Consider the following 22,649-nt stretch of genomic DNA (forward strand, 5'->3'; position numbering starts at 1 on the left):
GGACTAGCTCTGGCTTTTCTGAGATTGATCGCTGGCCAGGGGCTGCGGCGCCACGGCCTGGCCGGGCCGGAGGCGTTCGTTGCCCTTGACCACCACATCCATGCCGGCCTGCACGCCCGGACCGGTCACGGCGGCTTCCAGGCCCACGTAGGCCGCCACCTCCACGGGTATGGGCATGGCCGCACCATCCTTCACGGCCCACATCAGGAGATCGCCGCGCTGCATGATCACGGCGTCGCGCGGCACCAGCACGGCGTCCACCGGCTCGCCGGCCGGTACCCAGGTCACGGCCTCCATGCCCTGGGCCAGGCCGTCCGGGTTGTCTATCTTGATCTTCAGGGGAAAGGTGCGTGTGGCCAGGTCGCCGCGGGGAATGAGGGAAAGAATCTTGCCGGTGCGGCGCACACCGCCCGTTACCACCTCCACCTCGCGGCCGGGCTTGGCGAACTGGACCAGTTCGCCGGGGATGTCCACCACCACTTCCAGGTAGTCGTCGCGCGCCATGGTGGCGATGGGCGTGCCTGCCTGCACCCACTCGCCGCGGCCCACATGCTTCTCCAGAACAACGCCGTCATACGGCGCGGGCACGCCAGCCTTGGCGAGCCGGATGCGCCAGAGCTCTGCGCGCGACTCCAGCGAACGCGCCTTCCGCTCCAGGCTCTGCACCTGGTACTGGGAGTCGTCGTACTCGCTCTGCGCGATGGAGCCCTGCTTGATCAGCTTGCGGTAACGGTCCAGCTCCAGCCGGGCGTTTTCCAGATCGGAGAGCACCTCCTGGTAGTCGGCCGTGGCCGCCTCCAGCTCCTGCCGCACAATGTCTTTGGACAGGGTCACCAGCATGTCGCCGGCCTTCAGGCGGTCGCCCTCCAGGAATTTGATGGAGTCCACCCGGCCGCTCACCTCCGCGGCCACCTCGGAAACCTCCGGGTAGTACACGGTGCCGATAAGCCGGTTCTGAGGCGCCACCTTCCCTTCGTGCGACTTGGCGGTAATGACCGGAGAGGCCGGCTGTCCCTGGCTCTGGGCGGACTCTTCCCCCTCCTTCTTTTCCTGCGCCGTGGCGCAGCCAAGAGGCAGGACCAGGAAACAGACCATCACGATGAAACATTGCACGGTAAGAAACCGCACGCGGCGGGTATTCATGGCGACCTCGTCTCAAGTATCCAGAGAATGCGAAGGGTTGACGGTCTTTCCGAAACGAAATGTGTAAAGTTGCTCGTCTGGGGGTTCCGTCCCGAAGTGAAATCTTGTACGCATGTTCTCGCGCGCTGGCAAGCGATCTCCTCCTGCCCGGGGGCGGAGGCCCACCAATAAACGCTTGCCGGCTCTCGTAACCAGCAGGCGCTTCCGCGCAGACGAAAGCCGCCCCGAGCGGCTCTGAAATTCAGTTGAACTCGTCTGCCAAAGCGTCTATTTAACTGCATGCATATACGCATGAAGCTCTGACGGGGCGCACGATCCTCGTTGCCTTCAGCGCCTCCCAGGAGAAACATTATGGTTTTGAAATCCCTTCTGAGCACACTGTTGTACCGGCGTCTCGCCTTGATCCTTGTCCCGGCCATCGCGCTCTCCCTGGCATCGTTCAACACGGCGCGGGCCGCGGAGAGCAAAGAGTACTCCATAGACCCCGTACATGAAAACACCATTCTCCAGGATGTCATCGATCTTCCCAAGGAAGACCCGGCCATCCAGCGCGAGGAGCTTTCTCCCCACGCCGTGGAGGAATGGGACAAGCCCCTGCCCTCTGCCAGCGCCCAGGTGGGCCCTTCCAACGCCACCCAGGGAGCCATCTCCATCGGTGAGGCCGTGCGCCTTGCCCTGGACAACAACCCGCAGATCACCAGTGCCATCCACCAGAGCCGTGCCGCCAAGTACGGCAAGTACTCGCGTGTCGGCGCGCTCCTGCCCACGGTAACCGGCGGCTACTCTTACTCGTACAGCGAGACCCCGCGGGCGGAAGGTTCTGCGCCCACCCAGGCCAATACCCGCTACACCCTGTTCTTCAACATCCGTCAGGATCTCTTTGTCGGCTTCCGCAACATCTCCAACCTGATGCGGGCCCGGTTCTCCGAAGAGCAGGCCAAGCTGAACCGCTACAACCAAGAGCTCTCCCTGCTCCTCTCCGTGCAGGAGAACTTCCTGAACCTGCTGCGCGCCCGTGAGGACGTCCGCAGCGCCCAGGACTCCGTCACCCGGCTGGAATCCCAGCTCAAGGTCACCCGCGCCTTCTACGACGTGGGTCTGCGCCCCCGCCTCGACGTGCTCCAGGCCGAGGTCGACCTGGCCGAGGCCGAGGACACCCTGCTGCAGGCCGAGAACAGCGTGGACACGCAGCGCGCGCGGATGAACACCCTGCTGCAGCTCAACCTGGGTGATGATGTGGACTACGTGGGCGAGCTCAAGTACGAGCCCTTTCCCCTGTCCCTGGAGGCGTGCCTGGAGCGCGCCTACAAGAACCGCCCCGACCTTTTGATCTTCAAGAAGGCCGTGGACATCGCCAGGCAGGACTCCCGCGTGGCGGCCAGCACGCTCTACCCGCAGATCACCGGCGAGTTCGACTGGTCCCAGTTCGGCGACAAGCCCGACCTGCAGGGCAGCCCGTACGTGAATCTCAACCGCTACGACCAGTGGAGCCTGCAGATCGGCCTCACCTGGGATCTCTTCGACTTCGGGCAGAACTTCTTCACCTGGCGGCAGACCCGCGAGGCGGAAAAAGGCGCCCAGGCCGACGTGGCCAGCCAGTATCTGGAGGCGACCTACGACGTGAAGTCCCGCCGCCTGCAGATCGACGAGACAGCCAAACGAATCGCCGTGGCCCAGAAGCGCGTGGAGCAAGGTAAGGAAGGCTACCGCATGGCCGTGGCCCGCTACCAGGCCCAGGTGGGCACCAACAACGATGTGCTCGACGCCCAGTCCCGTCTCACCAGCGCCGAGTCCACCCTCACCGAAGCCCTGGTGGACTACGAGATCGCCGTGGCCAACCTCTACGTCTCCATTGGCGCCAAGAACGTGGACCTCGCCCTGGTGGCGCAGTAGGACCACGCTACAGTCCCTGACATGACGACGGCCGCCCTCCCGACATGGGAGGACGGCCGTTTTTGTTTGCAATAGTGCGCCCCGGCAACGGCGCCGGTCGTATTTCTTCGGCAGGAACCGCTCCAGGCTGCCTACCCTGTCATTTTCTCCCGTCTCGAGTGCAGACCGGCCCGCTCCAGCAACGTCTTGGCCAACCTGGCCTGCCGGCCCGTATTGTACGAAAGAAGCTGCCGCGCCGACTGCATGGATGGGAAAAGGAACGCCGCATGCCGGACGGTGCCACCGCCTGAGCCTATGTGCTGCACGGACGAGAGTACGTACTGGCCCGTTTTCGAGCGAATCAGGCTGAGCTCCCACCATTCGCCGCTGGGCACGCTGTTGAGAAATTCAAGGTCCGTCACGTTGGCCAGTTGCTCGCCCTCGATCAAGAGGTCGCTGCGGCCGTCACGCTTCACCCGGATAATGCTGCTCATCATGTCCCCCTTTCCAGGAGCAAGGACCCGGCGCGCAAAACGCCGGCGCCGCTCTCCTGAGCCAGTTTGACTCCGCGCGGCTGAACACGGAGGCGTTGGGCTGGAAGGTGCAGGGACGATACCGATTGCGTCTCACAATCCGCAGCAAGGGAGGGAGGGAGAGAAACGGCCCTTCGGCTGCGCCCGGTTCCGGAGCGCGACCAGGGGGTTCGGGCCGCAGGCGTTGCAGCGCCTCAGCGTCCTGGAAAAAACGGTTACCGTCAGCCTCTTGCCTTGCACCCTCGTGGCATTCCGCCCCAGGCCGCAGCACATGCCGGCCGGGAATCATTGCGACACGAAATTCTTTAGGTATACCGGACGAATAAGACAAGTCAGTATGTAGAGATCCAGGCGTAGTCGGGAACACCACAATCAATATATCCCACACCGGTTTCCGAGTGTAAAGTTGCAACTTGGTAATATTGCAAAACGCTCCATCCCCTTGCCAGAACACGCTCTCATCGCTACAGATATTTTTTTGGCTCGCCTGGAAACGGCTGCTTCGCCGTCACCCGAGATTACGGAGGAATACGAATGCGCAGATTCACAGCGCTCTGGCTGCTCGCCGCCATCTGCTGCCTCATCATCGCCGGCTGCTCCGGCGAGTCCGGCACCGACAGCACCGACCTCAAGCAGAAAGTAACCGAACTGCTCCGGCAGAACCCTGACATCGTCCTCGATGTTCTGCGGGAAAACAACGAGACCGTTTTCCATGTCGCCGAGCAGGGTATGGCCGTGGCGCAGCAGCGCGCCATCCGCGACCAGCGCATGGCCATGGTCAAGAACCCCCTGCAACCGGAGATCGACCCCGACCGGCCCATCCGCGGTGACAAGAACGCGCCCATCACCGTGGTCGAGTACTCCGACTTCCAGTGCCCCTACTGCGGCGAAGCCGCCCGCACCGTGGAGCTGATGATGCAGAAGCACAAGGGCGAGGTCCGGCTCGTGTTCAAGCACATGCCCCTTTCCTCGCACCCGCAGGCCCTCCCCGCGGCGCGGTACTTCGAGGCCGCCTCGCTCCAGGACGAGGAAAAAGCCTGGCAGCTGCATGACATCATGTTCCAGAACCAGGAGGCCCTGACCAAGGGCGGCGCCGCCTGGATCAAGAAGCAGGCCGCCGACCTGGGTCTGGACGTGGAAAAGCTCGATAAGGACGCCATGAGCCCCGAGGTCAACAACCGCATCCGCGACGACCTCCGCGAGGCCAAGCGCTTCGGCATCTCCGGCACGCCCCACTTTGTGGTGGGCGGCGTGCTCATGGCCGGCGCACAGCCCCTGGAGGAGTTCACCAACGTTATCGAGCTCGTGGAGCAGAACCGCGCCCAGGAGGGTGACCAGAACGCCACCTCCGGCAACGCGACCGAAAACGCCACGGACAACGCAACCCAGGGCTCCTAACCTATCCCTCTACGCAACGCCGAACGGCGGGCCGTCCCGGAACATCCCGGTGCGGTCCGCCGTTTTTTATTGCGCACGCATGGGACCATCCCCGATCCGGCCATCTGCTGATGACACGCAGGCCAGAATGAGCCCCAGACATCAATACTATACTATAGAATAAATCTGCCGGTCGTCTTCGCAGACTCCGACGGCCTTCATGAAAACGATTTGCTCAGCGCCTGTCGCAGCTGTTCAGGGGCGCCTTGCCGCGAACGCGCCTGGAAAAACGCCAGGCCAGGCCAGGCAGAGAGCCCGTGATGCAGCCCAGCGCATTCGCCGCCATGTCGCGGAAGGAGAAGGTGCGGTTGGGTATGAGCAGGTGGGAGAGCTCCGTGGCAACGCCCAGAAGCAGCAGGAGCACATAGGCCAAAAAGAGATCGATCCGCGAGCGGAACAGGAACGCCAGGAACACCGCGAGCATGGCGAAGGCCGCGAAGTGGATGGTCTCGTCCACGCTGGCCACGCCCCAGAGCACGGGGTCCCTGTATGGTATGCGGATCGGCATCAGCGAGAGCGCCGTGTACAGCCCGATGCCGGCAAGCCAGATGAGCGAAAACAGCTTCCACTCCCGGCGTCCCTTGGGCGGGCCGTCCGGTTGGCGTTCTTCCGGCGGGCGCTGGTTGTGATGATCAGAGGGATGTACGTCCACGGAAAATGCTTCTGTCTACTTGCCCTGCCGCCGCTTGGCCAGGGTGATGCCGGCCGCGAAGCCGCCGATCATGCCCAGGGCCGCGGCCCGGGCCATGTCCACATAACCGGTAAAGCTCAACAGGACCCCGGCGGCGCCGCCGATGACAATGCCCCGCACAACATAGTTCTTTTCTTCAGCCATTCTCTCTCCTCATGGGAATCGCTTCTGCGCCGAACCGGCGACACAGCTCATCCCGCGGTGTATGTCCGGCGGACGAATCCTGTCAATACGCGCTCCTGCCGTGCAAGAGGGCTTCCAGGGTCCGCACCCGGCTCTGCACCATCCTATAAAAACATGCCTGCCGCAGCCCGCCTGCGTTTGCGGCATACTTCGGCGAATCCCCTGCCGATTCTCCCGCCGGGTCTGAATCGTTTTTCACATTGTCAAATACGACGCATGGATGCTACATGGTGATCGGGAATATACCCGATAGGCGTGTAATCGGGCGCTTTTGCACACTGTGTAGAACACGGGTCCGCCTTCATGCGAATGACACGGTCTCTCAAAGGCAAGCTCCTCGCACTGCTCGTAGCCATCCTCTCGGCCACGGCCGCATGCATCATCCTGCTCAGCATGCAGGACGTGCGCGGCTCCATGGAACGCGCCGCCTCCCTCTCTGCCGACAACGTGCTGGAGTTGGTCCGCCACACGGTGCAGACCACCTACCGCAATATCCTCTCCGATCGCGTCCAGGCCGTCACCAGCCGCAAGCAGCAGCTTGCCGACGCCGGCGGCGTGGCCGCCGACACCATCCGGGAGTTTGCGGCCATGGCCCGCACCGGGCTCATCTCCCAGGAGGAGGCCAAGCGTCGCGCTCTGGCCTGGGTTGCCGACCTCGACCTGGGCGGCAAGACCTACTACCTCGTCTTTGACCAGGACCTGCACCCCCTGGCCGGCAACACGGGCTCCATACCCGGCGGCCTCGCCGACGTACGGGATATCAAGGGCCGGCCGCTGCTGTCCGCCATGCGCGACACGACCGATGTCTACGGCAGCGCCTACGCTGTTTTCGACGCCCCGCGCCAGAACGGCCGCAGCCCGGTCCGCGTGCTTGGCTACTTTACCGACATTCCCGAGTGGGACTGGGTGCTCTCCACGGGCATCAACCTCGCCGCCGTGGAGCAGGAAGAGGCCCGGCGGCGGCAGAACGCCCTGGAGATCCTGGGCCAGAGCCTCGGCGAGATACGCATCGCCGCCTCGGGCTTCGCCTTCATCTTCGACGAGCAGGGCCAGTTGCTCGTGGCGCCGCCGGAGCGCGAGTATCCCATGGATCGCGCCGTGGCCGGCGTTGTCTCCCCGGACTCCCTCAAGACAATCCTCCAGTCGCCCCCTGTGGACGGACAGCCCCTCATCCTCCATGTGACGGACGCGGCCGGCGACCCGCACGACGTGGCCATCCGCGTTTTCCATGACAAGCCTCTGGGCTGGAACGTGGCCACGGCCACCTTCCGGGACGAGCTTGACGCCCCGGCCAACCTCCTGGCCCTGCGACAGGCGCTGATCATCGGCTCCATCTTCCTGGTCGCGTTCATCGTCACGGCAATCATGGTGGACCGCGTTTCCGAACCGTTGAAGCGCCTGGCCGGCCACGCCGTGCAGATAGGCTCCGAGGACTTCACCAAGCCGGAGCCGCCTGCCGTGCGGGAGCTGGACGGGCTGGCCCACAGCCGCAAGGACGAGGTGGGCCTGGTGGCGCTGGCCCTGCGCACCATGGAGCGCAGCCTGCGCGAGAACGTCGCCTCCCTGCTCCAGGTCACCAGAGACCGCGAACGCCTGGATTCCGAGCTGCGGCTGGCGCGCACAATCCAGATGGACATGCTGCCGGCTTCGCCCCAGGCGCACCTGGACCTGGACGATGCCGAGCTGCACGCCACGCTCATCCCGGCGCGGGAGGTAGGCGGCGACCTCTTCCACTACGAGCAGCTCGGCAAGGACCAGCTCCTCTTTGCCGTGGGCGATGTCTCGGGCAAAGGCGTCCCGGCAGCGCTGTTCATGGCCCTGACCATCTCCCTGCTCAAGTCCAAGTCCCGGCTCGGCGTCGACCCCGCGCGCATGCTCCACGAGATCAACCAGGAGCTCTGCCGCGGCAACGCCTCGCAGATGTTCGTGACCCTGTTCGTGGGCATACTCGATCTCGCCAGCGGCGCCCTGCGCTTTGCCAGCGGCGGCCACAACCCGCCCCTGGTGGCCTCGCCCGGCGGCGCTACCGCCTATCTGGAAATCACCGAGAACCCCATGCTCGGCATCCTGCCGGAGGCGGAGTTCTCCACCCACACGAGCTCCATCGCTCCCGGCGAGATGATCATCGCCTACTCGGACGGCGTCACCGAGGCCATGAGCCCCACCCGCACCCTGTTCGGCGAACGCCGCCTGGAGCTGGTCGCCGGCAAGTACTCGGACAGATCGCCGGAGCTGCTGAGCAGGATCGTAGTCAAGGCTTTGGAGTTGCACGAAAAAGGCGCGGAGCAGTCCGATGACGTCACCATTCTCGTGCTGCGCCGGCGCGATCACGAGCTGGACCGCAAGGCCGAATCCATAGCAGAGCGCGCCGAGGCCGAACTCCCTGAAGTAGCGCACTCGGAAGAGAAGGCCGAAGAGATTCGTCCGGCCGCGCCGATTGCCATGGCGGCTGTGGTGGAAGAAACGGCGGAGGATGGGACAGCCGGAGAAGACTCCGCACAGATCGCCACCCTTGAGGACTCGACGGACGAGCCCATCGAGCTGACCGAGCCCATGGCAGCTTCTGATGACGCGCCAATAGAGCTGGTCGAGCCGATTTTGGAGCCCGACGTGGAGCTCGACGACGAACCCGGTCTCGAAGCCGCCGGCCCTATCGACGAAAACATTTTTTCCCAGCCGATTGTCGACACCGACGAGGCCGACGGCCTGTGGGACGATGAGACCGGCCAACCCGGCCTTGCCTTTGACGAGGACAACGACCTCTGGGAGTCCGACCACCCGGAGCTGTCCCTCCGCGAGGACGATGGCCCTGACGGCGCAGATGCAGCCGAAGCGGAAAGCTCTGCCCGGCAGACGCACGACCCGACCCGAGAGACCGCCCGCGGCGGCGACCTGGACGCTTATCTTGTCTCGGAGCTCGGTTTTCCGGCCGAGAGCTTTGCCGAGGATGCGACCGAGGTGGATATCGTCATCCCGGACGAGAGCGCCGAACTGGACGGGGACGTTGTCGCGCAGGGGCTGGACGACGATTTTGCGATCGAGTTTCCGCCGGAGGTCTCCCTGCCGGCCGAGGCCCTGAACTTCGACGACGAGATTCCGGCCGTGGCACCGGAGCCGGAGTGGAGCCTGGAGATTCCGGCAGCCGACGACCCGGAATCGGCCCTGTACCTGGGCGAGGAGCTCGAAGACCTGGAAAGCGACGACGACCTGCCCGTGGATATCCCGGCATCAGCCTTTGTCGATGCCATGGCCAAGGCTGGCGTCGGCCCCGGCTCCATACCCGAGCCACCCAATCTGGACGATTTCCGTCTCACCGCAGACCCCGAGGACCTGCTGGACGAGGAAGAGGACATGCAGCTCCTCACCTTCAGCGGCCTGCAGCCGGAGGACGACGATCAGGGCGTGCTGCCGCCACCCAGCCCCGGCGCTCCGGACGGCTACTACGGAGAAGCGCTGGAGGATGGCGGGTTCGAGGTTCTGCCCTCGCCGCCGGGCGAGCTGTACGCCCGGAACCCGGAGCTCATGGACACCACGCTGGCTCCGGCCGACGATCCCGCCAGCTTCATCACCATCCTTCCGGATGTTGAGATCCACCCGCGCTTCACCGACGAGGACGAGGAGTTCGTGCTCGACGAGTCTGATGAGAATGGCTACGCCGAGGTGGATCTGGGCGAGGATGGGGACCTGTATGAGGACATCTACCTCGACGAGCACGCCATCGACACCATCGAGGCGGACGGGAACCCCGGCTCGTAACTCTCGGGACTCCGCACGTTCTCGGCCTGACGGCAGCCATCCTGCCGTACTCTGATTTATCTGGTTGAAAGAGGGTTCCGCGCCCGGTGCCCTGCTGGCGGGTCGCTGCGGACCTAGCGAATGCGTACGCAGAAGGCGAGGCGGTTGTGGCCGCCGTTGCGCTCGTAGGCGACGGCCTCGGAGCGTTCCCTGGCGAAGTGGATGCCCAGCCCGCCACAACGGCGCGAGTCCACGTCGGCATCCAGCTGGGGCTCATCCACGCTCAGCGGGTCAAAGGGCACGCCCGCGTCCTCCAGCACCACACAGAAGAGATTCCCCGGCTTCTCCCCGGCTTTGGACACGACGTCCGCCATCAAGCCATTCCGGGCCAGTGCGTCCGGGCCGGGGGCGCAGTGGATCACCACGCATCCCTCCCCGTCAAAGTCCTCCGGAGCTTCCACGTTGGGGAGAAGCAACCCGGCCTGATCCTCCCCCGGCTCCGGCGGCAAGGGGCAGGTGTAGGCATAGGATATGACGTTGACCACGAGCTCTTCGAGAACGAGCTCCAGAGCCATTTTCCTGGCATCGGTTAGGCCGGCCCCGGATGCCTCCCCGATAACGAACTCGCGTATCTCGGAAAGGCTGCCCAGCGAGGCCGGAAAGCGCCTGCTCCGCACCATGGTCTTCTAACCCTTCTGGGTGCTGCGCAGTGCTTTTTCCACGGTCTCGTACACCGGAAACATCTTGAGCAGGCCGGCGGAGTGGAAGATGCCGCGCACGCTTTCCGTCAGCCCGCTGAACACGAGCACGGCGTGCATGGAACGGAGCTGCATGGACAAGGTCATCAGGCTGCGCAGGCCGGCGCTCGACAGGTACTCCAGGCCCTGGCAGTCGAGCACGCAATGCTTCACACCCGGTGCGATGTACCGTGCGCAATCCGCTTCAAAAGCCGGCGAGGACAAGGCGTCCAGCCTGCCGGAAACGATGAGCAGCAGAACCGCGCCCTCTTTGCCGCGCTTTGCACGCAGGGTGTACGCATCCGAGCCCTCCACCGGTATCTCCGGCTCCGCAGGCTGGTACGGCGTGTCCCGGACCATGCCGGGCGCTGCGGACGGCCCGCCGTTATGCTTTTTGCCCAGAAGCTTGTCCAGAAAGGCCATTTCATATTCCTCCAGGGACTCCGCCCGTTATTGCTGGCAGGATGACACGCTGCCGTGCACGGCAACTATATCCCGCATTTGGACAATGGCTAGAAGGGGCATGTAAAGTCAACCCGCCTGGTGCATCCAAAAACCTTTCAACTTTGCAGCGTTTCTGGTATGTTCCAACCAGCACTTTACCTGGTGTGTATAACTCCTTTCAATCGTTCATCCAATGTCTACGCAACACGATCCCGCCCAGTGGCGGAACATCGTTCCTTCTTCCTGCTTCGCAACCTTTATCGCGGCCGTTGCCCGGCGCTTTGCCGGCCCAGCGCCGTCAGAGGATGCGGCCAGGCTCAACCACCTGCTGAACGTCACCCTCCGGGACGCGTGTGACTTTCTGGGCGCGGACCGCGGACGCATCATCCTTGTTGACGAAGCCGGAGACACCCTTGCCGCATCGCACCTCTGGACGGCCAACGACGTCCAGCCGAAGGCGCGGGAGCTTCAGGACATGCCCTTCGGCTACTTCCCCTGGGTACGCGAGCAGCTCCTGGCCTCCCAGACTGTCGAGATTCTGGACGTATCCGCGCTGCCGCAAGAGGCCGAGGCCGAGCAAACAATCTGCGCCAAACGGTCTGCGCAGTCCGTGCTTCTGGTGCCCATGATCTGCCGGGACAGGTGCATGGGGTTCCTTGAGTTCGACTCTGTACGCGGCAAACGGCGCTGGACCCGTGAGGAGAAAGAGCAGCTGACGGCCGCCGCGGAGATCATGGCCGCCGCCCTGATGCGCCACGAGGAGCTCACCAGGCTCCGGGCCAACGAAGAGCGACTCAGGCTGACCATGGAAGCGACCACGGACGGCGTCTGGGACTACGACACCAAAACCCGCGACATCATCCTCTCCGACAAAGCCGCCGCCCTGCTCGGCCTCGACAGCACCTCGATCAAGAACGGCGTCTACTTCCTGCTGGAGCGCATCCACCCCGACGACATCCAGAGCATCCAGGACCAGTTCCACGCCCACATGACCAATCAGCAACCGCGCTTCGAAGGCGTGTGCCGCATCGCCGTTCCCTCCGGGGAGTGGCGACACGTCTGCGTGCGCGGAATGATCGTCTCCTGGCGTGGCCGCCAGCCCTTGCGCATTCTGGGCACCATCGAGGACGTGGGCCGCCTGCGGGAGGCGGAGCTCAACCGCATGGAGACGGAGAAGAAGTACCGCCAGCTGTTCGAGATGGAGACCGACGCCATCTTCGTCATCGACGACGCCGACGGCACCATTCTGGAAGCGAACGCGGCCACGGAGGACATGTACGGCTACTCCCGCCAGTATCTTCTGGGCATGCCCTTCGAATCCCTGGCCACCAGACCGGCCCCGATTTCCGAAGAGTCCGACAACCTCCACGGCGAAGGTCGCGCCATGCTCCAGCTCGCGCACAAGCACTGCGACGGCACCACCATCCCGGTCGAGATATCCATGCGCCGCATTCCCTGGCAGGGACGGTCCGTACGCATAGCCGCCGTGCGGGACATCAGCGACAGGCTCCGTGCGCAGGAAGCCATAGACCGGCAGCGCCGTTTTCTGAAGACCGTCATCGACGCCGAGCCGAGCATGATCCTGGTGCGCGACCGCAGCAGGCGCGTCATGCTGGCCAACGTCGCCACCTGCCAGTTCTACGACCGCAGCGAGGAGCAGCTGCTGGGACGGACCGGCAGGGAGCTGTTGCCCTCCCTGTACTACTCGGAACCGTTCAGCAACGAAGACGATCTGCTCTACGCCGGCCAGCTTGACCAGGTGGACAACGAGTACAAGGTGAAGGACCGCTCCGACAACCAGCGCTGGCTGCGCATCATCCGGAGGCCCCTGCGCGATGCCGACGACAACGTGACCGCCCTGCTCAGCGTGGGTATCGACCTCACCGAGGCCAAGCAGCTCAAGGCGGAGCTGGTGCGCACCGGTCAGCTCGCCTCCCTCGGCGAGATCGCCGCCGGGCTCGCCCACGAGATCACCAACCCGGTCAACGGCATCATCAACTACGCCCAGGTGCTCATCGACATGCTGGAGGACGACGGCACGGTCACCGACAGCGGCAGCCAGTTCCTGGGCAAGATCATCACCGAGGGCGAGCGCATCGCCCACCTGGCCCACGGCGTGCTCGGCTTCGCCAGGAACTACTCCAACACCAGGATGCCCTGCGCCATGGACACCATGGTCGGCTCCGTGCTCGATCTGGTGGACTCGCGCCTCATCAGGGACGGCATCAAACTGACGGTGGACATCCCCGCAAACCTGCCGGCCGTGCACTGCGTGCACTGGGAGTTCCAGCAGGTCCTCCTGAACCTCATTTCCAACGCCCGATTCGCCCTCAACGAACGCTACCCGAAGCCGCATCCGGACAAGCGGCTCTTCATCACGGCCAGACAGGAGAACACGGGCGCAGATCGGAAGGTCGTCATCATGGTGGAGGACCACGGCACGGGCATCGATCCCGCGCACATCAACGACGTGTTCGATCCCTTCTTCACCACCAAGCCGGTCGGCGAGGGCACCGGCCTTGGCCTGTCCATCTCCCGCTCCATCATTCTGGACCACGACGGGACCCTGGCTCTGGAGCAGCCGGAAGGCGGCGGCACCCGCGTCCGCATCACCCTGCCCGCCGCGGAAAAGTGCGCCGAAAACGATAACTGAAAACATTCCCGGCCTCCGTCCCGCATGGACACGCGCCGGCATTGTGCTATAGTGGCTGCGCCTGGAGGTGCCATGCACATATCGATATTCCGCGCCGCGGCGCCCATTCTCGCCGCTGCAATTTTTCTCGTTCTGATTCTCGTTTCCGGAAGCGCGCAGGCCGATCAACGCTGGACATACGAACCACCGCGCAACTTTCAGGCGGATGAAGCCGCGAACATCCGCAAGGCCCCCGATCTGGGCTCCGAGATCCTCGGCAGCGTTGCCCGCGGCCAGACCATGCAGGTCACGGCGCGCATGGGCGACTTTTACGAGGTCCCCCTGATCATGGGCGGCGTGGGCTACATCCACCGGCTCTATCTGACGCCGCTAGGCCTGCTCACCACGCCCGCCCCACCGCAGGAGCAGCCCGAGACACGCTGGCAGGCCATGGCCTACTCCCCCCGCAGCGGCTCCCTCGGCTCCGCCTTCAACCAGTACACCCTGGAAAACGCCTGGAACGCCGCGCTCAACGCCTGCGGCAGGCAGGACTGCCGCGTCACGGTCAACTCCGAAGGCGGCTGCGTGAGCATGTCGCAGGGCTCGGGCAACACGGTCGGTTTCGGCTCCGGCGCAGAGGGCAGCGTTGCGGAGCGCGCCGCCCGGCAGGACTGCAAGGACCGCGGCGGCCGCGGCTGCTCCAACGTGCGCACCGTCTGCCAGCGCTGATTTCCGCACCTGGCGGCGCATCCTTTCCTATACGCCATGGAGCACTTCAATCTCGGCCGTCTGCTGCTCATTGTGGGGATCATCATCGCCGCCGTCGGCGGGTTGTTGCTGCTCTGGGAGTCCTCGCCCCTGCTGCGCAGCCTGTGGCAGCGATTCCCCCTGGGCCGACTGCCCGGCGACATCTTCATCCAGCGGCCGGGCCTGCGCATCTACTTCCCCATCGTCACCTGCCTCGTAATCAGCGTTGTCATCAGCATCATTCTGTACTTCTTTCGGAAATGATGCGCTCAGCGTTTCCTGACGCACAAATTATCAAGTGAGCATTCGTTCATTCATCATTCTATTCCCTTGATTCAGCTCGCTCTTCGCTGAACGCTCCGTCCGCAAGCGTTGCACTGTAGTCGCGGATATCCGCCGGCCATGCCTCCACAAGCTCGCGGAACCGGCCGCGGTCCTTTGCGAACAGCGCTCGCGTCGCCTCCTCGAACCCAGGCAGGTTGCCGGCGATGGCCGACATGAAGCGGTATGCCGCCTCCTGCGACTCCCGCACCCTGCCTTGCGCCATGCCGGCGCGCCGCGCCTCCTCCACCAGCTTGCGCAAGGCAACCGACGCCCCGCCCGGCTGCCTGGCCAGCCATTCCCAGTGCCGCGGCAGCAGCGTTACCTCTCTGCCCACCACGCCCAGCTTGGGTCGGCCCGGCCCGCGTTTGGTTGCACTTGGCGTCCCGGCTGGGGCGCTCCCGGATTGAGACCCGGCCCTCTCTAACCCGCTCGAAGTGCTGCCCTGCGGCGTTTCCAGCCGCTCCAGCACCGCATCCAAGGAGCCCTGGAAGCAGACATCCTTCTGCTCGCCAGTGCGGTCGTCGAATATGAGCACGGCTTTCTCGCACACGTCATGTCCGCCGGCCTTCACGGCGCGGGCAACCTCAGCCAAGTCACCGGAGACGACGCGACTCTCGCCCACAAAGGCGGTGCAGCGCTGTCCGATTTCTGTAGAATCCATGGTAAAAACCTCTGTTGATTGTTTTGAGGCTTTTTACCTGGGTAAAATACTCCTGTCAATATCACCCGGATAAAATCTCCTGCGCGCGAGCCGCAAGGTCTGGCCGAATCCCGACCTATCTTGTCTACATGCCGCCGATTGATGTATTCTAGGAGTGTAGAACTGCGTTCACGCCCCTGCGGCATACGCCTCTGGGCAAGCCTTCCGGGAGGTTCAACATGGCGAGCGCAAAGGAAAAAGCTGGATTCATCTATGTGAAGGACACGCTGGACGGCGGCTACCCTGCCCTTGTGCTGGGCATCAACGCTGCGCGCCAGGGCATGGAGTCGAAAATATTCTACTCCTTCATGGGTCTGCATCTGGTGATGAAAGGCGGGGCCGAGCGCGCCAAGTTCATCCCGAGCGGCCTGATGGGCGCCATCCCCGGCATGTCCACCGTGGCCACGGAAATGATGAAAAAGAAGATCGACAAGGCCAACATCCCCAGCCTGGCCGAGCTGCAGGAGGTGGCACAGCTGGAGGGCGTGCAGCTCATCGCCTGCAAGATGACCATCGACATGATGGAGATCGACGAGTCCAAGCTCATCGACGGCGCCGTGGTCTGGAATGCCGAGGACTTCCTGATCTACGCCAAGGAGTGCAAGGTCTGCCTGTTCACCTAGGATACGCAGACCGGACCCCTATGGCCGTCAATACGTGTCGGCCATGCAGCGGCACGTGGGGCTCAGCGTGCCGTCGCAGCATTTGACGCGGCCGTTCTCGCAGCCGCACTGCCCGCCGTGCCAGGAGCAGCAGCCGCGCCCGGCAATGACCGGCCCGTGTTGTGCGGACCGAGCCTCTTTGCATGTGGTTGCATTCGCGGCGGCCTGGGGAGCACGCGCCGCGGCGAGCTCCCCGGCCATGCCGGCGGGGGCGGAGACGAGCGAAATCAGCAAGCACAACGTGAGGACAGCCATTCTCATGAGACACCTCGCTTGCAGTGTTCCCGGCCCCCCCTCTTCCGAAAGGCCGGTGGCCCGACATGATCTACTCGTGGGGGAATCGCCTGGGCGATTCTGCTTCGCTATACCTCAAGATACTGTAATCCGAAAGCATCGCAGTGGCCCGGCTACTGGATGGGGAAGTCGAAGTAGGTATCCGGGAAGGGCTCGTCCTTCAGGCTGAAGTGCCACCACTCTCTGGGGTACGGCGCAAAGCCGTGCTCAAGCATCAGTCGCCTGAGCAGCAGCCGGTTGGCGCGCTGCTGTGCATTGATCGCGTCGGTGTCGGGCCAGGAGATTGGCCCGAAGAAATCAAAGCCCGAGCCCATATCCAACTCCGCACCATCATCCAGGGAGACGATGGTCAGGTCCACGGCGGCGCCGCGGCTATGGCCGGACCGCAAGGCAATGTAGTCCTGCTCGAAGAGCTTGGACTTGGGCACGTCCGGGTAGTACTTCGCCTTGGTCCTGGTATCGTCCAGATCCCTGGCCCAGCGTACAAAGTGGTCCACGGCGCGCTGGGGCCGGTATGCATCGAACACCTTGAGGCCCAGGCCGAATGGCTTCAGCTCCGCCTGCACGGTCTTCAAGCCTTCCGCCACCTGCCGCGCGGCAATGATCCGCGGGGCGAGATAGCCGTCCACCCGCGCGCCCACGAAGTTGTCCTCCCCGTAGTAGCGCACCTCCTGCGCCACGGTCGGCGCGATCTCGTCCAGGTAGACAAAGCCCTCGGGCAGCTCGGCTGCAAAGACGCTGGCGGCGTACAGCAGGAAGACGAGACAGCAGAGAACAACGGCGCGGCGGTCGTGAGAACGTCCCGGAACAGGCATGGTCATTGTCTCCTGGCGTGCATGATTTATCGTGCGATTGCACGGGCATGGCGATGCGGTCTCCATACCCCCTTCTTCCCACACGGTCGGCCGAACATCAAATAGAAAGCGCCGGCAGGATGCATCCAAAGAATGACCCTGCCGGCGCTGTATCTCGTTGTTGCGCTTGTGGCTTTCGCCGAATGCCGAGTTGCCGCTAATCCATCGGCGCGTTCTCGGTCATCTCCCAGACGCCGCACGGGCAGGCCCCGGCGCAGAAGCCGCAGCCGATGCACTTGTCCGGATCGGAGACGTACTCGTAGCGCTTGCCAGGCTCCTGGCGGCGGGAGATGGCACCGGCCGGGCACAGCGCCTCGCACAGGCCGCAGTCGCGGCACGCACCGCAGGAGGAGCACTCGCCGGCGCACTGCTCAAGCGAGTTGAAGTCGTCGATGCGCGGGTCGAAGTACTCCAGCTTGATGCGGCTGTACTCGACCATGGTTCGGGTATCCTGCATGGGACGGCGTCCGCTGGCCAGATCATCGATGGCCTCGGCAGCCTTGCGTCCGGCGCCGATGGCGTTGGTGATCAGGCCGGGCCGGACGATGTCGCCAATGGCGAAGACCTTGTTGTCCGTGGTCTGGTACAGCTCGTTCACGGTCACGTGGCCGCGGTCCGTGGCAATGGTCTCAGGCAGGAACTCCACGTCCGGCGCATCGCCGATGGAGAAGACCACGGTCTCGGCCGGCAGAACCTCGCCAGTCTGGAGCACGACGCCTTCCTCGGTGATCTCCTTGGTGAAGCAGGGCCAGCGGAACTTGGCGCCCGCAGCCTCGGCGTCGATCTTTTCCTTGCCAAAGGCGGCCGGCTTCTGGATGTCGATGAGCGTGATGTTCTCGGCGCCCAGGCGCGCGGCCTCGGTGGCCACGTCGCAGCCCACGTTGCCCGCGCCGATGATGACCATGCTCTTGCCGGGCTTGGCCTCGTCCTTCTTGGCGCCTTCCAGGAAGTCCAGCGCGGTGACGGCGCGTTCGTGCCCGGGTACCGGAATCTTGCGCGGCTTGTGTGCGCCGATGGCCAGCACCAGGTAGTCGTACTCATCCTTAAGCTGGAGGAACTGGTCGGCGGTCAGCTTCTGCTTGAGGTGCACATGCGGCAGCACGTCCTGCGCGCGCTTGATCTCGGCCTCCACCACTTCCTTGGGGATGCGGCTTTCCGGAATGGCCGAGGCGATCTTGCCGCCCAGCTTCTCCTCCATATCATAGACCACGACGTCGAAGCCCTTGAGGCGAAGCTGCCAGGCGGCGGAGATGCCGCCGGGGCCGCCGCCGATGACGGCGACACGCTTGCCGTTGAGCTCGGGCAGCTCAGGGGTCTTGGTGGAGACGCCGACCTTGCCCATGACGCGGATGTCGATGGGCTGGAGGTTGGACTGGGCGCGGGTGCAGCCCTGCATGCAGAGGTTGGGGCAGAGGTAGCCGCAGACCGTGGCCGGGAACGGCGTGTACGCCAGGGCCAGATCCATGGCCTCGTCGGTTTGCCCGGCGCGAACCAGGCGCCAGCGCTCCTGCACGGGCATGCCGGTGGGGCAACTCTGCTCGCAGGGAGCGATGTGCTTGTGGTTCTCCCACAGGGGCACGAAGCGGCGCAGCTCGCCGGTGGGGATAAGCGGGATGGGGCTGCGATCGATCTTCACCAGATCGTCGATGAGACCGCCCTGCAGACCGGGCTCCCAGACCTGCTGGCGGAACTCGGCCATGGAGCGACGGGGGTTGCCCTTCTTCTCCATGGGGGTTTTGGCCTTGATGAGCTGCCAATCCTCGCGCCTGGTCAGGGAGTCGTACAGCTCGGGCTTGCCGATGGCCTCCAGATAGGTGCGCATGTTGGCGGTGAGCCACTCCCAGTCCTCGTCCGTGATGGGCCTCTCGGCAGAATCCACCGTGGAAAAGCCCTTGTGCGGGCCGCGGAAGAAGATGGAACCGCCCACCATGCCCACGCAGGGGCGGTAGCCCAGCACGTTGTCCGGGTTCTGGGGGTTGTGGCCGCAGACCACGGCCACGCCGCCGGCCATGAACTCGGCAAAATAGTCACCGGCCGAGCCGAGAATCCACAGCTCCGGCGGGTCGAAGCGCGGGTTGCGCTTGGTCATGGTCATGCCGCGGGAGCCGATGTTGCCTCCCACGTAGACCTTGCCCTGGGCCATGGCGTTGGCGATGCCGTTGGAGGCGTTGCCGTGGACGACGATCTCGGCGCCGGCATTGAGCCAGCCCACGTCGTCCGAAGCCGGACCCATGACGTCGATGTGTGTGTTGGGGAAGCCCATGGAGCCGACACGCTGACCGGTGGAGCCGGTGATCGTGACGTTGATGGGTTCTTCCTTGGATATCCAGAGACGGCCACCCAGGCCATGCTGGCCGCAGGCCTCTATGACGAGCTCGCGCGCACCCTGGAGTACCGCACGCTGGATGCGTTCCTCCAGAATTCGCGATTCCACTCGCTGGCCGTTATCCATGCCGTGTATCGTGACGGGATTTCCCATGTTCAGCTCGAAGCGTCTTGAGTGTTGCGCGGAGTCATACGCCTACACCACGTACTTGATCTGCAGCCGCTCGGCGGCGTCCTTGTCCGCGATGCCCAGGGCGTCGGACATGCCGATGGGCAGCGATGTGGACCGGCCCAGAGGCGCGAAGATCTTGCGCATCTCCGTGTCGAAAGCCAGGTAGACGTCCACCACGCGCTCGGCCACCTTCTCCGGGTCCAGGCGGCGGTAGATGCGCGGGTCCTGGGAGGTGATGCCCTTGGGGCACAGGCCGATGTTGCAGACGTTGCAGCGGTCGCCCTCGGAGCCGATACATCCTGCGGCGGCCTGCATCATGTACTTGCCTACCTGCACGGCGCTGGCGCCGAGCATGATGAGCGAGGCGGCGTTGGCGGCGATGTTGCCGTTCTTGCCGATGCCGCCGCCGGCGATGATGGGCAGCTCGTTCTGGCGCCCCTGAGCCACCAGGTTCAGGTAGCAGTCGCGCAGGTTGCTGGCGATGGGATGGCCCATATGGTTGATGGAGACGTTGTACGCCGCGCCGGTGCCGCCGTCCTCGCCGTCCACAGCCAGAGCCGCGGCGTAGGGGTTGCGGACCAGATTGTTGAGCACGGCCAGCGAGGTGCTGGAGGCCGAGATCTTGGGGTAGACCGGCACGCGGAAGCCCCAGGCCATGTACATGGACTGGATCATCTTGGCCACGGCTTCCTCGATGGAGTACTTGGTCTGGTGCGTGGGCGGGCTGGGCAGGCTCACGCCCTGGGGCACGCCGCGCAGAGCAGCGATGAGCTTGTTGACCTTGTACCACATGAGCAGGCCGCCGTCGCCGGGCTTGGCGCCCTGTCCGTACTTGATCTCGATGGCGCAGGGATCTTCCTGCATCTCGGGGATGGCGCGGATGATCTCGTCCCAGCCAAAGTAGCCGCTGGCGATCTGCAGGATGACGTACTTGATGAAGCGCGAGCGCAGCAGACGCGGCGGACAGCCGCCCTCACCCGTGGAGATGCGCGCCGGAATACCCAGCTCCTCGTTGAGGTAGGAAATGCCCATGTACAGGCCTTCCCACATGTTGGGGGAAAGCGCGCCAAAGGACATGCCGCCGATGATGAGCGGGTAGATCTCGCGCACGGGCGGGGTCCAGCCATCGGTCTTGAGGGCGTTGATCTCCTCTTCCGGCGGCAGGATGCGGCCCAGCAGCGTCTTCAGCTCAAACTCGTGCCGGCCTGCGTCCAGGGCCGGGTCGGTGAGCATGGAGATGCGGATGAACTTGACCTGGTCCAGCAGGTTGGGTCCGTGCTCGTTGCGCCGGCCGCCGCGGGTGCGGGGCTGGCCGCCGCGGTTGTTGTGGTACCAGAGCATGGGGCTCTCGGAGAGCTGGCGCGGCCGGATGGCGTTGTTGGGGCAGACCATGTTGCACATGGCGCAGCCGATGCACCGGTAGGCCGGGTCCGTGCGCTGACGGATGCCGTGGTAGATCGTATAGGTATTGGTCGGCTTTTCCGGGATGCCGGGCTTGGCGTGGAGCTCCCGCTTGCGGAAGACGCCGAGCTCGATGGCGTTCACCGGACACACAGCCGTGCACCGCCCGCAGAGCGTGCAGGTGTGGATATCCCAGTCAATCTGCCAGGGGAGATCCTTGAGGCTTAGTGTAGACGGGGTAAGACCTGCATTTGATTGCATATGGTCACCTCCTGGCAGTCGGGACGGACGATAGCCGTATCCAGATGCATAGGTTGGAAGTCCTTGGAAGGATCACGGTCCGGAATGGCCGCGTTGAGGCCGCAGATCTCCGAAGAGAAGGCGAAGATGCCGGGCTTGCCGCCCACAACGCCGGGGCGGAGCTTCTTGCGGTCCTGGACCATAAACATGGCGCCGTCTGGCAGGCAGCCGATCACGCAGTTGGGGCCGTCGATGATCAGCTTGCGGCACGCCTGCTTGAGCCGGATCAGGTTCTCCCGGTCGGGATGGCCTTCCAGCTCCTCGTCGGTCAACGGCGTGATGATGTGCTTGTAGTACTCCAGACCAAGGCCGAGGCGCTTGAGCGTGAAGTGCAGAATGTGCGCAAAGACCTCGGAGTCGGACTGATAGCCGCTGTAGCCGTCCACGCCACGCGAGGAGAGATACTCGCGAATCGGGATGAACGCCGTGTTCTCGCCGTTGGTCATGGAGCACACGCCCTGCAGGAAGAACGGGTGGCAGGCGTACAGGTTGATGGCGTAGTTGGTGTTCTGACGGCCCTGAGCGAGGATGCGCCGCGCCACAAGGTCCTTGTTGTCCAGACCGAGGTACTGGCCCACGGTCAGCGGATCGCCCACTTCCTTGACCATGATGGTGTCCGGCCAGAAGCTGAACACCTGCATGTCGCCGAGCTCCTCGCCGGAAGCGCGGAGCATGAGGCGGAAACGGGTGTACTCCTGGGCCAGCTCATCGGCCGGAAGCCCTTTCCAGGCCTCCGGAATGTCATAGGCCCGGGCAAGGTACGTGCCGCGCTTGGGCGTGCCCGGAGGCGGCGGCGTCTGAGGCGAAAAAGTCATGCTGTACTTGGGGTCCAGCCCGATCTCGGCGGCTGTCTGCGACAGGCGCTTGAGGCCGGCTTCGGTAAAGATGCCCGAAAGAATCGGGGCTTCCTTCATCTCTCCGAAGGGCCCACCCAGATCGTGCAGGTAGAGACCAACACCGGAACCGTCATGCCCCTCCTTCATCACGTTCAGAGCATTGATGGCGAGCATCGGAGAGACCGGGTCCCTGCTGGTGAGTGAAAACAATCGACACATGAGCGACTCCCACTGACGAACGAAGTGATCTATGGATGAAAGAACTATCTAGTGCCTTCCGCGCCATTCGTCAAAAAACGGCGCGGCGCCGTGCCGCCGAGACCGGCGCAGGGCGGGACAGCCCTTGCGCACAGCCTCCCTCCACGTGGCTGGCAGAAACACCGATGGAACACGCGCCCCCGGGATGCCGGGCACTCGGAGCCGCTGCAGGCGGCTTGGATTTTGCGGGAGCGCACGGTTAACCGGGAGAGTTTCCCTGGTCGAAACGGACGCACGAGAAGCGGTGCTGGAGAACAGTGCACACGCGAGACGTCTTTCTACGATCAGGGGATGAAATGGGTACAGGAAAATGAGCAAAAGTGGAAGGGCATTTCTCAAACTTTATTAATTTATTGAAATTCTTTACTT

19 protein-coding genes are annotated in these 22,649 nt (G+C 64.1%); 7 read left to right on the forward strand and 12 right to left on the reverse strand.

Features of this window, described 5'->3' with window-relative positions; genetic code table 11:
* Window positions 1-3: 3 nt before the first annotated feature.
* Entirely contained in the window at window positions 4-1,143 is a 1,140-nt protein-coding gene (locus tag E8L03_RS08520) for an efflux RND transporter periplasmic adaptor subunit (RefSeq protein WP_144233654.1), read from the reverse strand.
* 351 nt (window positions 1,144-1,494) lie between these two features.
* Between E8L03_RS08520 and E8L03_RS08525 the strand changes: the two genes are divergently transcribed.
* Window positions 1,495-3,036: a TolC family protein gene (locus E8L03_RS08525; RefSeq protein WP_144233653.1), complete on the forward strand. Its 1,542-nt coding sequence runs from the start codon at window positions 1,495-1,497 to the stop codon at window positions 3,034-3,036.
* A 131-nt stretch (window positions 3,037-3,167) separates the two neighbouring features.
* On the opposite strand, the gene E8L03_RS08530 is transcribed toward E8L03_RS08525, so the two are convergent.
* Complete coding sequence (locus E8L03_RS08530) at window positions 3,168-3,509, reverse strand: hypothetical protein (RefSeq protein ID WP_144233652.1); 342 nt, start codon at window positions 3,507-3,509, stop codon at window positions 3,168-3,170.
* Between the two features lie 573 nt (window positions 3,510-4,082).
* Here E8L03_RS08530 and E8L03_RS08535 point away from each other — a divergent pair.
* On the forward strand, window positions 4,083-4,946 hold the full coding sequence (locus E8L03_RS08535) for a DsbA family protein (protein WP_171267091.1): 864 nt from the start codon (window positions 4,083-4,085) through the stop codon (window positions 4,944-4,946).
* 214 nt (window positions 4,947-5,160) lie between these two features.
* On the opposite strand, the gene E8L03_RS08540 is transcribed toward E8L03_RS08535, so the two are convergent.
* The gene (locus E8L03_RS08540) at window positions 5,161-5,637 is read right to left on the reverse strand and encodes a VanZ family protein (protein WP_171267092.1); all 477 of its coding nucleotides are present in this window, start codon (window positions 5,635-5,637) and stop codon (window positions 5,161-5,163) included.
* A gap of 15 nt (window positions 5,638-5,652) precedes the next feature.
* Complete coding sequence (locus E8L03_RS08545) at window positions 5,653-5,820, reverse strand: hypothetical protein (RefSeq protein ID WP_167512303.1); 168 nt, start codon at window positions 5,818-5,820, stop codon at window positions 5,653-5,655.
* A gap of 342 nt (window positions 5,821-6,162) precedes the next feature.
* Here E8L03_RS08545 and E8L03_RS08550 point away from each other — a divergent pair, with 342 nt between their 5' ends.
* Window positions 6,163-9,615 (forward strand): SpoIIE family protein phosphatase, encoded by a 3,453-nt coding sequence (locus E8L03_RS08550; protein ID WP_171267093.1) that lies wholly within the window; start codon window positions 6,163-6,165, stop codon window positions 9,613-9,615.
* A gap of 113 nt (window positions 9,616-9,728) precedes the next feature.
* Here the strand turns inward: E8L03_RS08550 and E8L03_RS08555 are convergent, their stop codons facing one another.
* Both E8L03_RS08555 and E8L03_RS08560 read right to left on the reverse strand, forming a co-directional pair.
* Entirely contained in the window at window positions 9,729-10,274 is a 546-nt protein-coding gene (locus E8L03_RS08555) for an ATP-binding protein (RefSeq protein ID WP_171267094.1), read from the reverse strand.
* 6 nt (window positions 10,275-10,280) lie between these two features.
* Complete coding sequence (locus E8L03_RS08560) at window positions 10,281-10,754, reverse strand: STAS domain-containing protein (protein ID WP_144233647.1); 474 nt, start codon at window positions 10,752-10,754, stop codon at window positions 10,281-10,283.
* 214 nt (window positions 10,755-10,968) lie between these two features.
* Between E8L03_RS08560 and E8L03_RS08565 the strand changes: the two genes are divergently transcribed.
* The 3 genes from E8L03_RS08565 (at window position 10,969) to E8L03_RS08575 (ending at window position 14,418) form a co-directional block, all read left to right on the forward strand.
* Window positions 10,969-13,428, forward strand: a complete 2,460-nt coding sequence (locus E8L03_RS08565; protein ID WP_171267095.1) for a PAS domain S-box protein — start codon at window positions 10,969-10,971, stop codon at window positions 13,426-13,428.
* Window positions 13,429-13,500: 72 nt separating this feature from the next.
* Complete coding sequence (locus tag E8L03_RS08570) at window positions 13,501-14,136, forward strand: DUF4189 domain-containing protein (RefSeq protein ID WP_171267096.1); 636 nt, start codon at window positions 13,501-13,503, stop codon at window positions 14,134-14,136.
* A gap of 36 nt (window positions 14,137-14,172) precedes the next feature.
* Window positions 14,173-14,418, forward strand: coding sequence for a DUF2905 domain-containing protein (locus E8L03_RS08575; protein ID WP_144233644.1), 246 nt, complete (start codon window positions 14,173-14,175; stop codon window positions 14,416-14,418).
* 58 nt (window positions 14,419-14,476) lie between these two features.
* Here E8L03_RS08575 and E8L03_RS08580 read toward each other — a convergent pair whose 3' ends face one another.
* Entirely contained in the window at window positions 14,477-15,139 is a 663-nt protein-coding gene (locus tag E8L03_RS08580; RefSeq protein WP_171267097.1) for a DUF2239 family protein, read from the reverse strand.
* A 218-nt stretch (window positions 15,140-15,357) separates the two neighbouring features.
* On the opposite strand from E8L03_RS08580, the gene E8L03_RS08585 reads away from it, so the two are divergent.
* The gene (locus E8L03_RS08585; protein ID WP_171267098.1) at window positions 15,358-15,801 is read left to right on the forward strand and encodes a DsrE/DsrF/DrsH-like family protein; all 444 of its coding nucleotides are present in this window, start codon (window positions 15,358-15,360) and stop codon (window positions 15,799-15,801) included.
* A gap of 27 nt (window positions 15,802-15,828) precedes the next feature.
* Here the strand turns inward: E8L03_RS08585 and E8L03_RS08590 are convergent, their stop codons facing one another.
* The 5 genes from E8L03_RS08590 to E8L03_RS08610 all read right to left on the reverse strand — a co-directional run bounded on the left by E8L03_RS08590 (window position 15,829) and on the right by E8L03_RS08610 (window position 22,241).
* The gene (locus E8L03_RS08590) at window positions 15,829-16,101 is read right to left on the reverse strand and encodes a hypothetical protein (RefSeq protein WP_171266200.1); all 273 of its coding nucleotides are present in this window, start codon (window positions 16,099-16,101) and stop codon (window positions 15,829-15,831) included.
* A gap of 146 nt (window positions 16,102-16,247) precedes the next feature.
* Entirely contained in the window at window positions 16,248-16,949 is a 702-nt protein-coding gene (locus E8L03_RS08595; protein WP_171267099.1) for a M15 family metallopeptidase, read from the reverse strand.
* Between the two features lie 196 nt (window positions 16,950-17,145).
* Window positions 17,146-19,467 (reverse strand): FAD-dependent oxidoreductase, encoded by a 2,322-nt coding sequence (locus tag E8L03_RS08600; protein ID WP_171267100.1) that lies wholly within the window; start codon window positions 19,465-19,467, stop codon window positions 17,146-17,148.
* A 42-nt stretch (window positions 19,468-19,509) separates the two neighbouring features.
* Window positions 19,510-21,147 carry a glutamate synthase-related protein gene (locus E8L03_RS08605; RefSeq protein ID WP_144233638.1) on the reverse strand — a complete coding sequence of 546 codons (1,638 nt, stop codon included), beginning with the start codon at window positions 21,145-21,147 and terminating at the stop codon, window positions 19,510-19,512.
* Complete coding sequence (locus E8L03_RS08610) at window positions 21,111-22,241, reverse strand: class II glutamine amidotransferase domain-containing protein (RefSeq protein ID WP_144233637.1); 1,131 nt, start codon at window positions 22,239-22,241, stop codon at window positions 21,111-21,113. Before E8L03_RS08610 ends, E8L03_RS08605 begins: the two co-directional genes overlap by 37 nt.
* Between the last annotated feature and the right edge of the window lie 408 nt (window positions 22,242-22,649).

The sequence above is a fragment of the Oceanidesulfovibrio marinus genome (genome assembly GCF_013085545.1).
Taxonomy (GTDB): Bacteria; Desulfobacterota; Desulfovibrionia; order Desulfovibrionales; family Desulfovibrionaceae; genus Oceanidesulfovibrio; species Oceanidesulfovibrio marinus.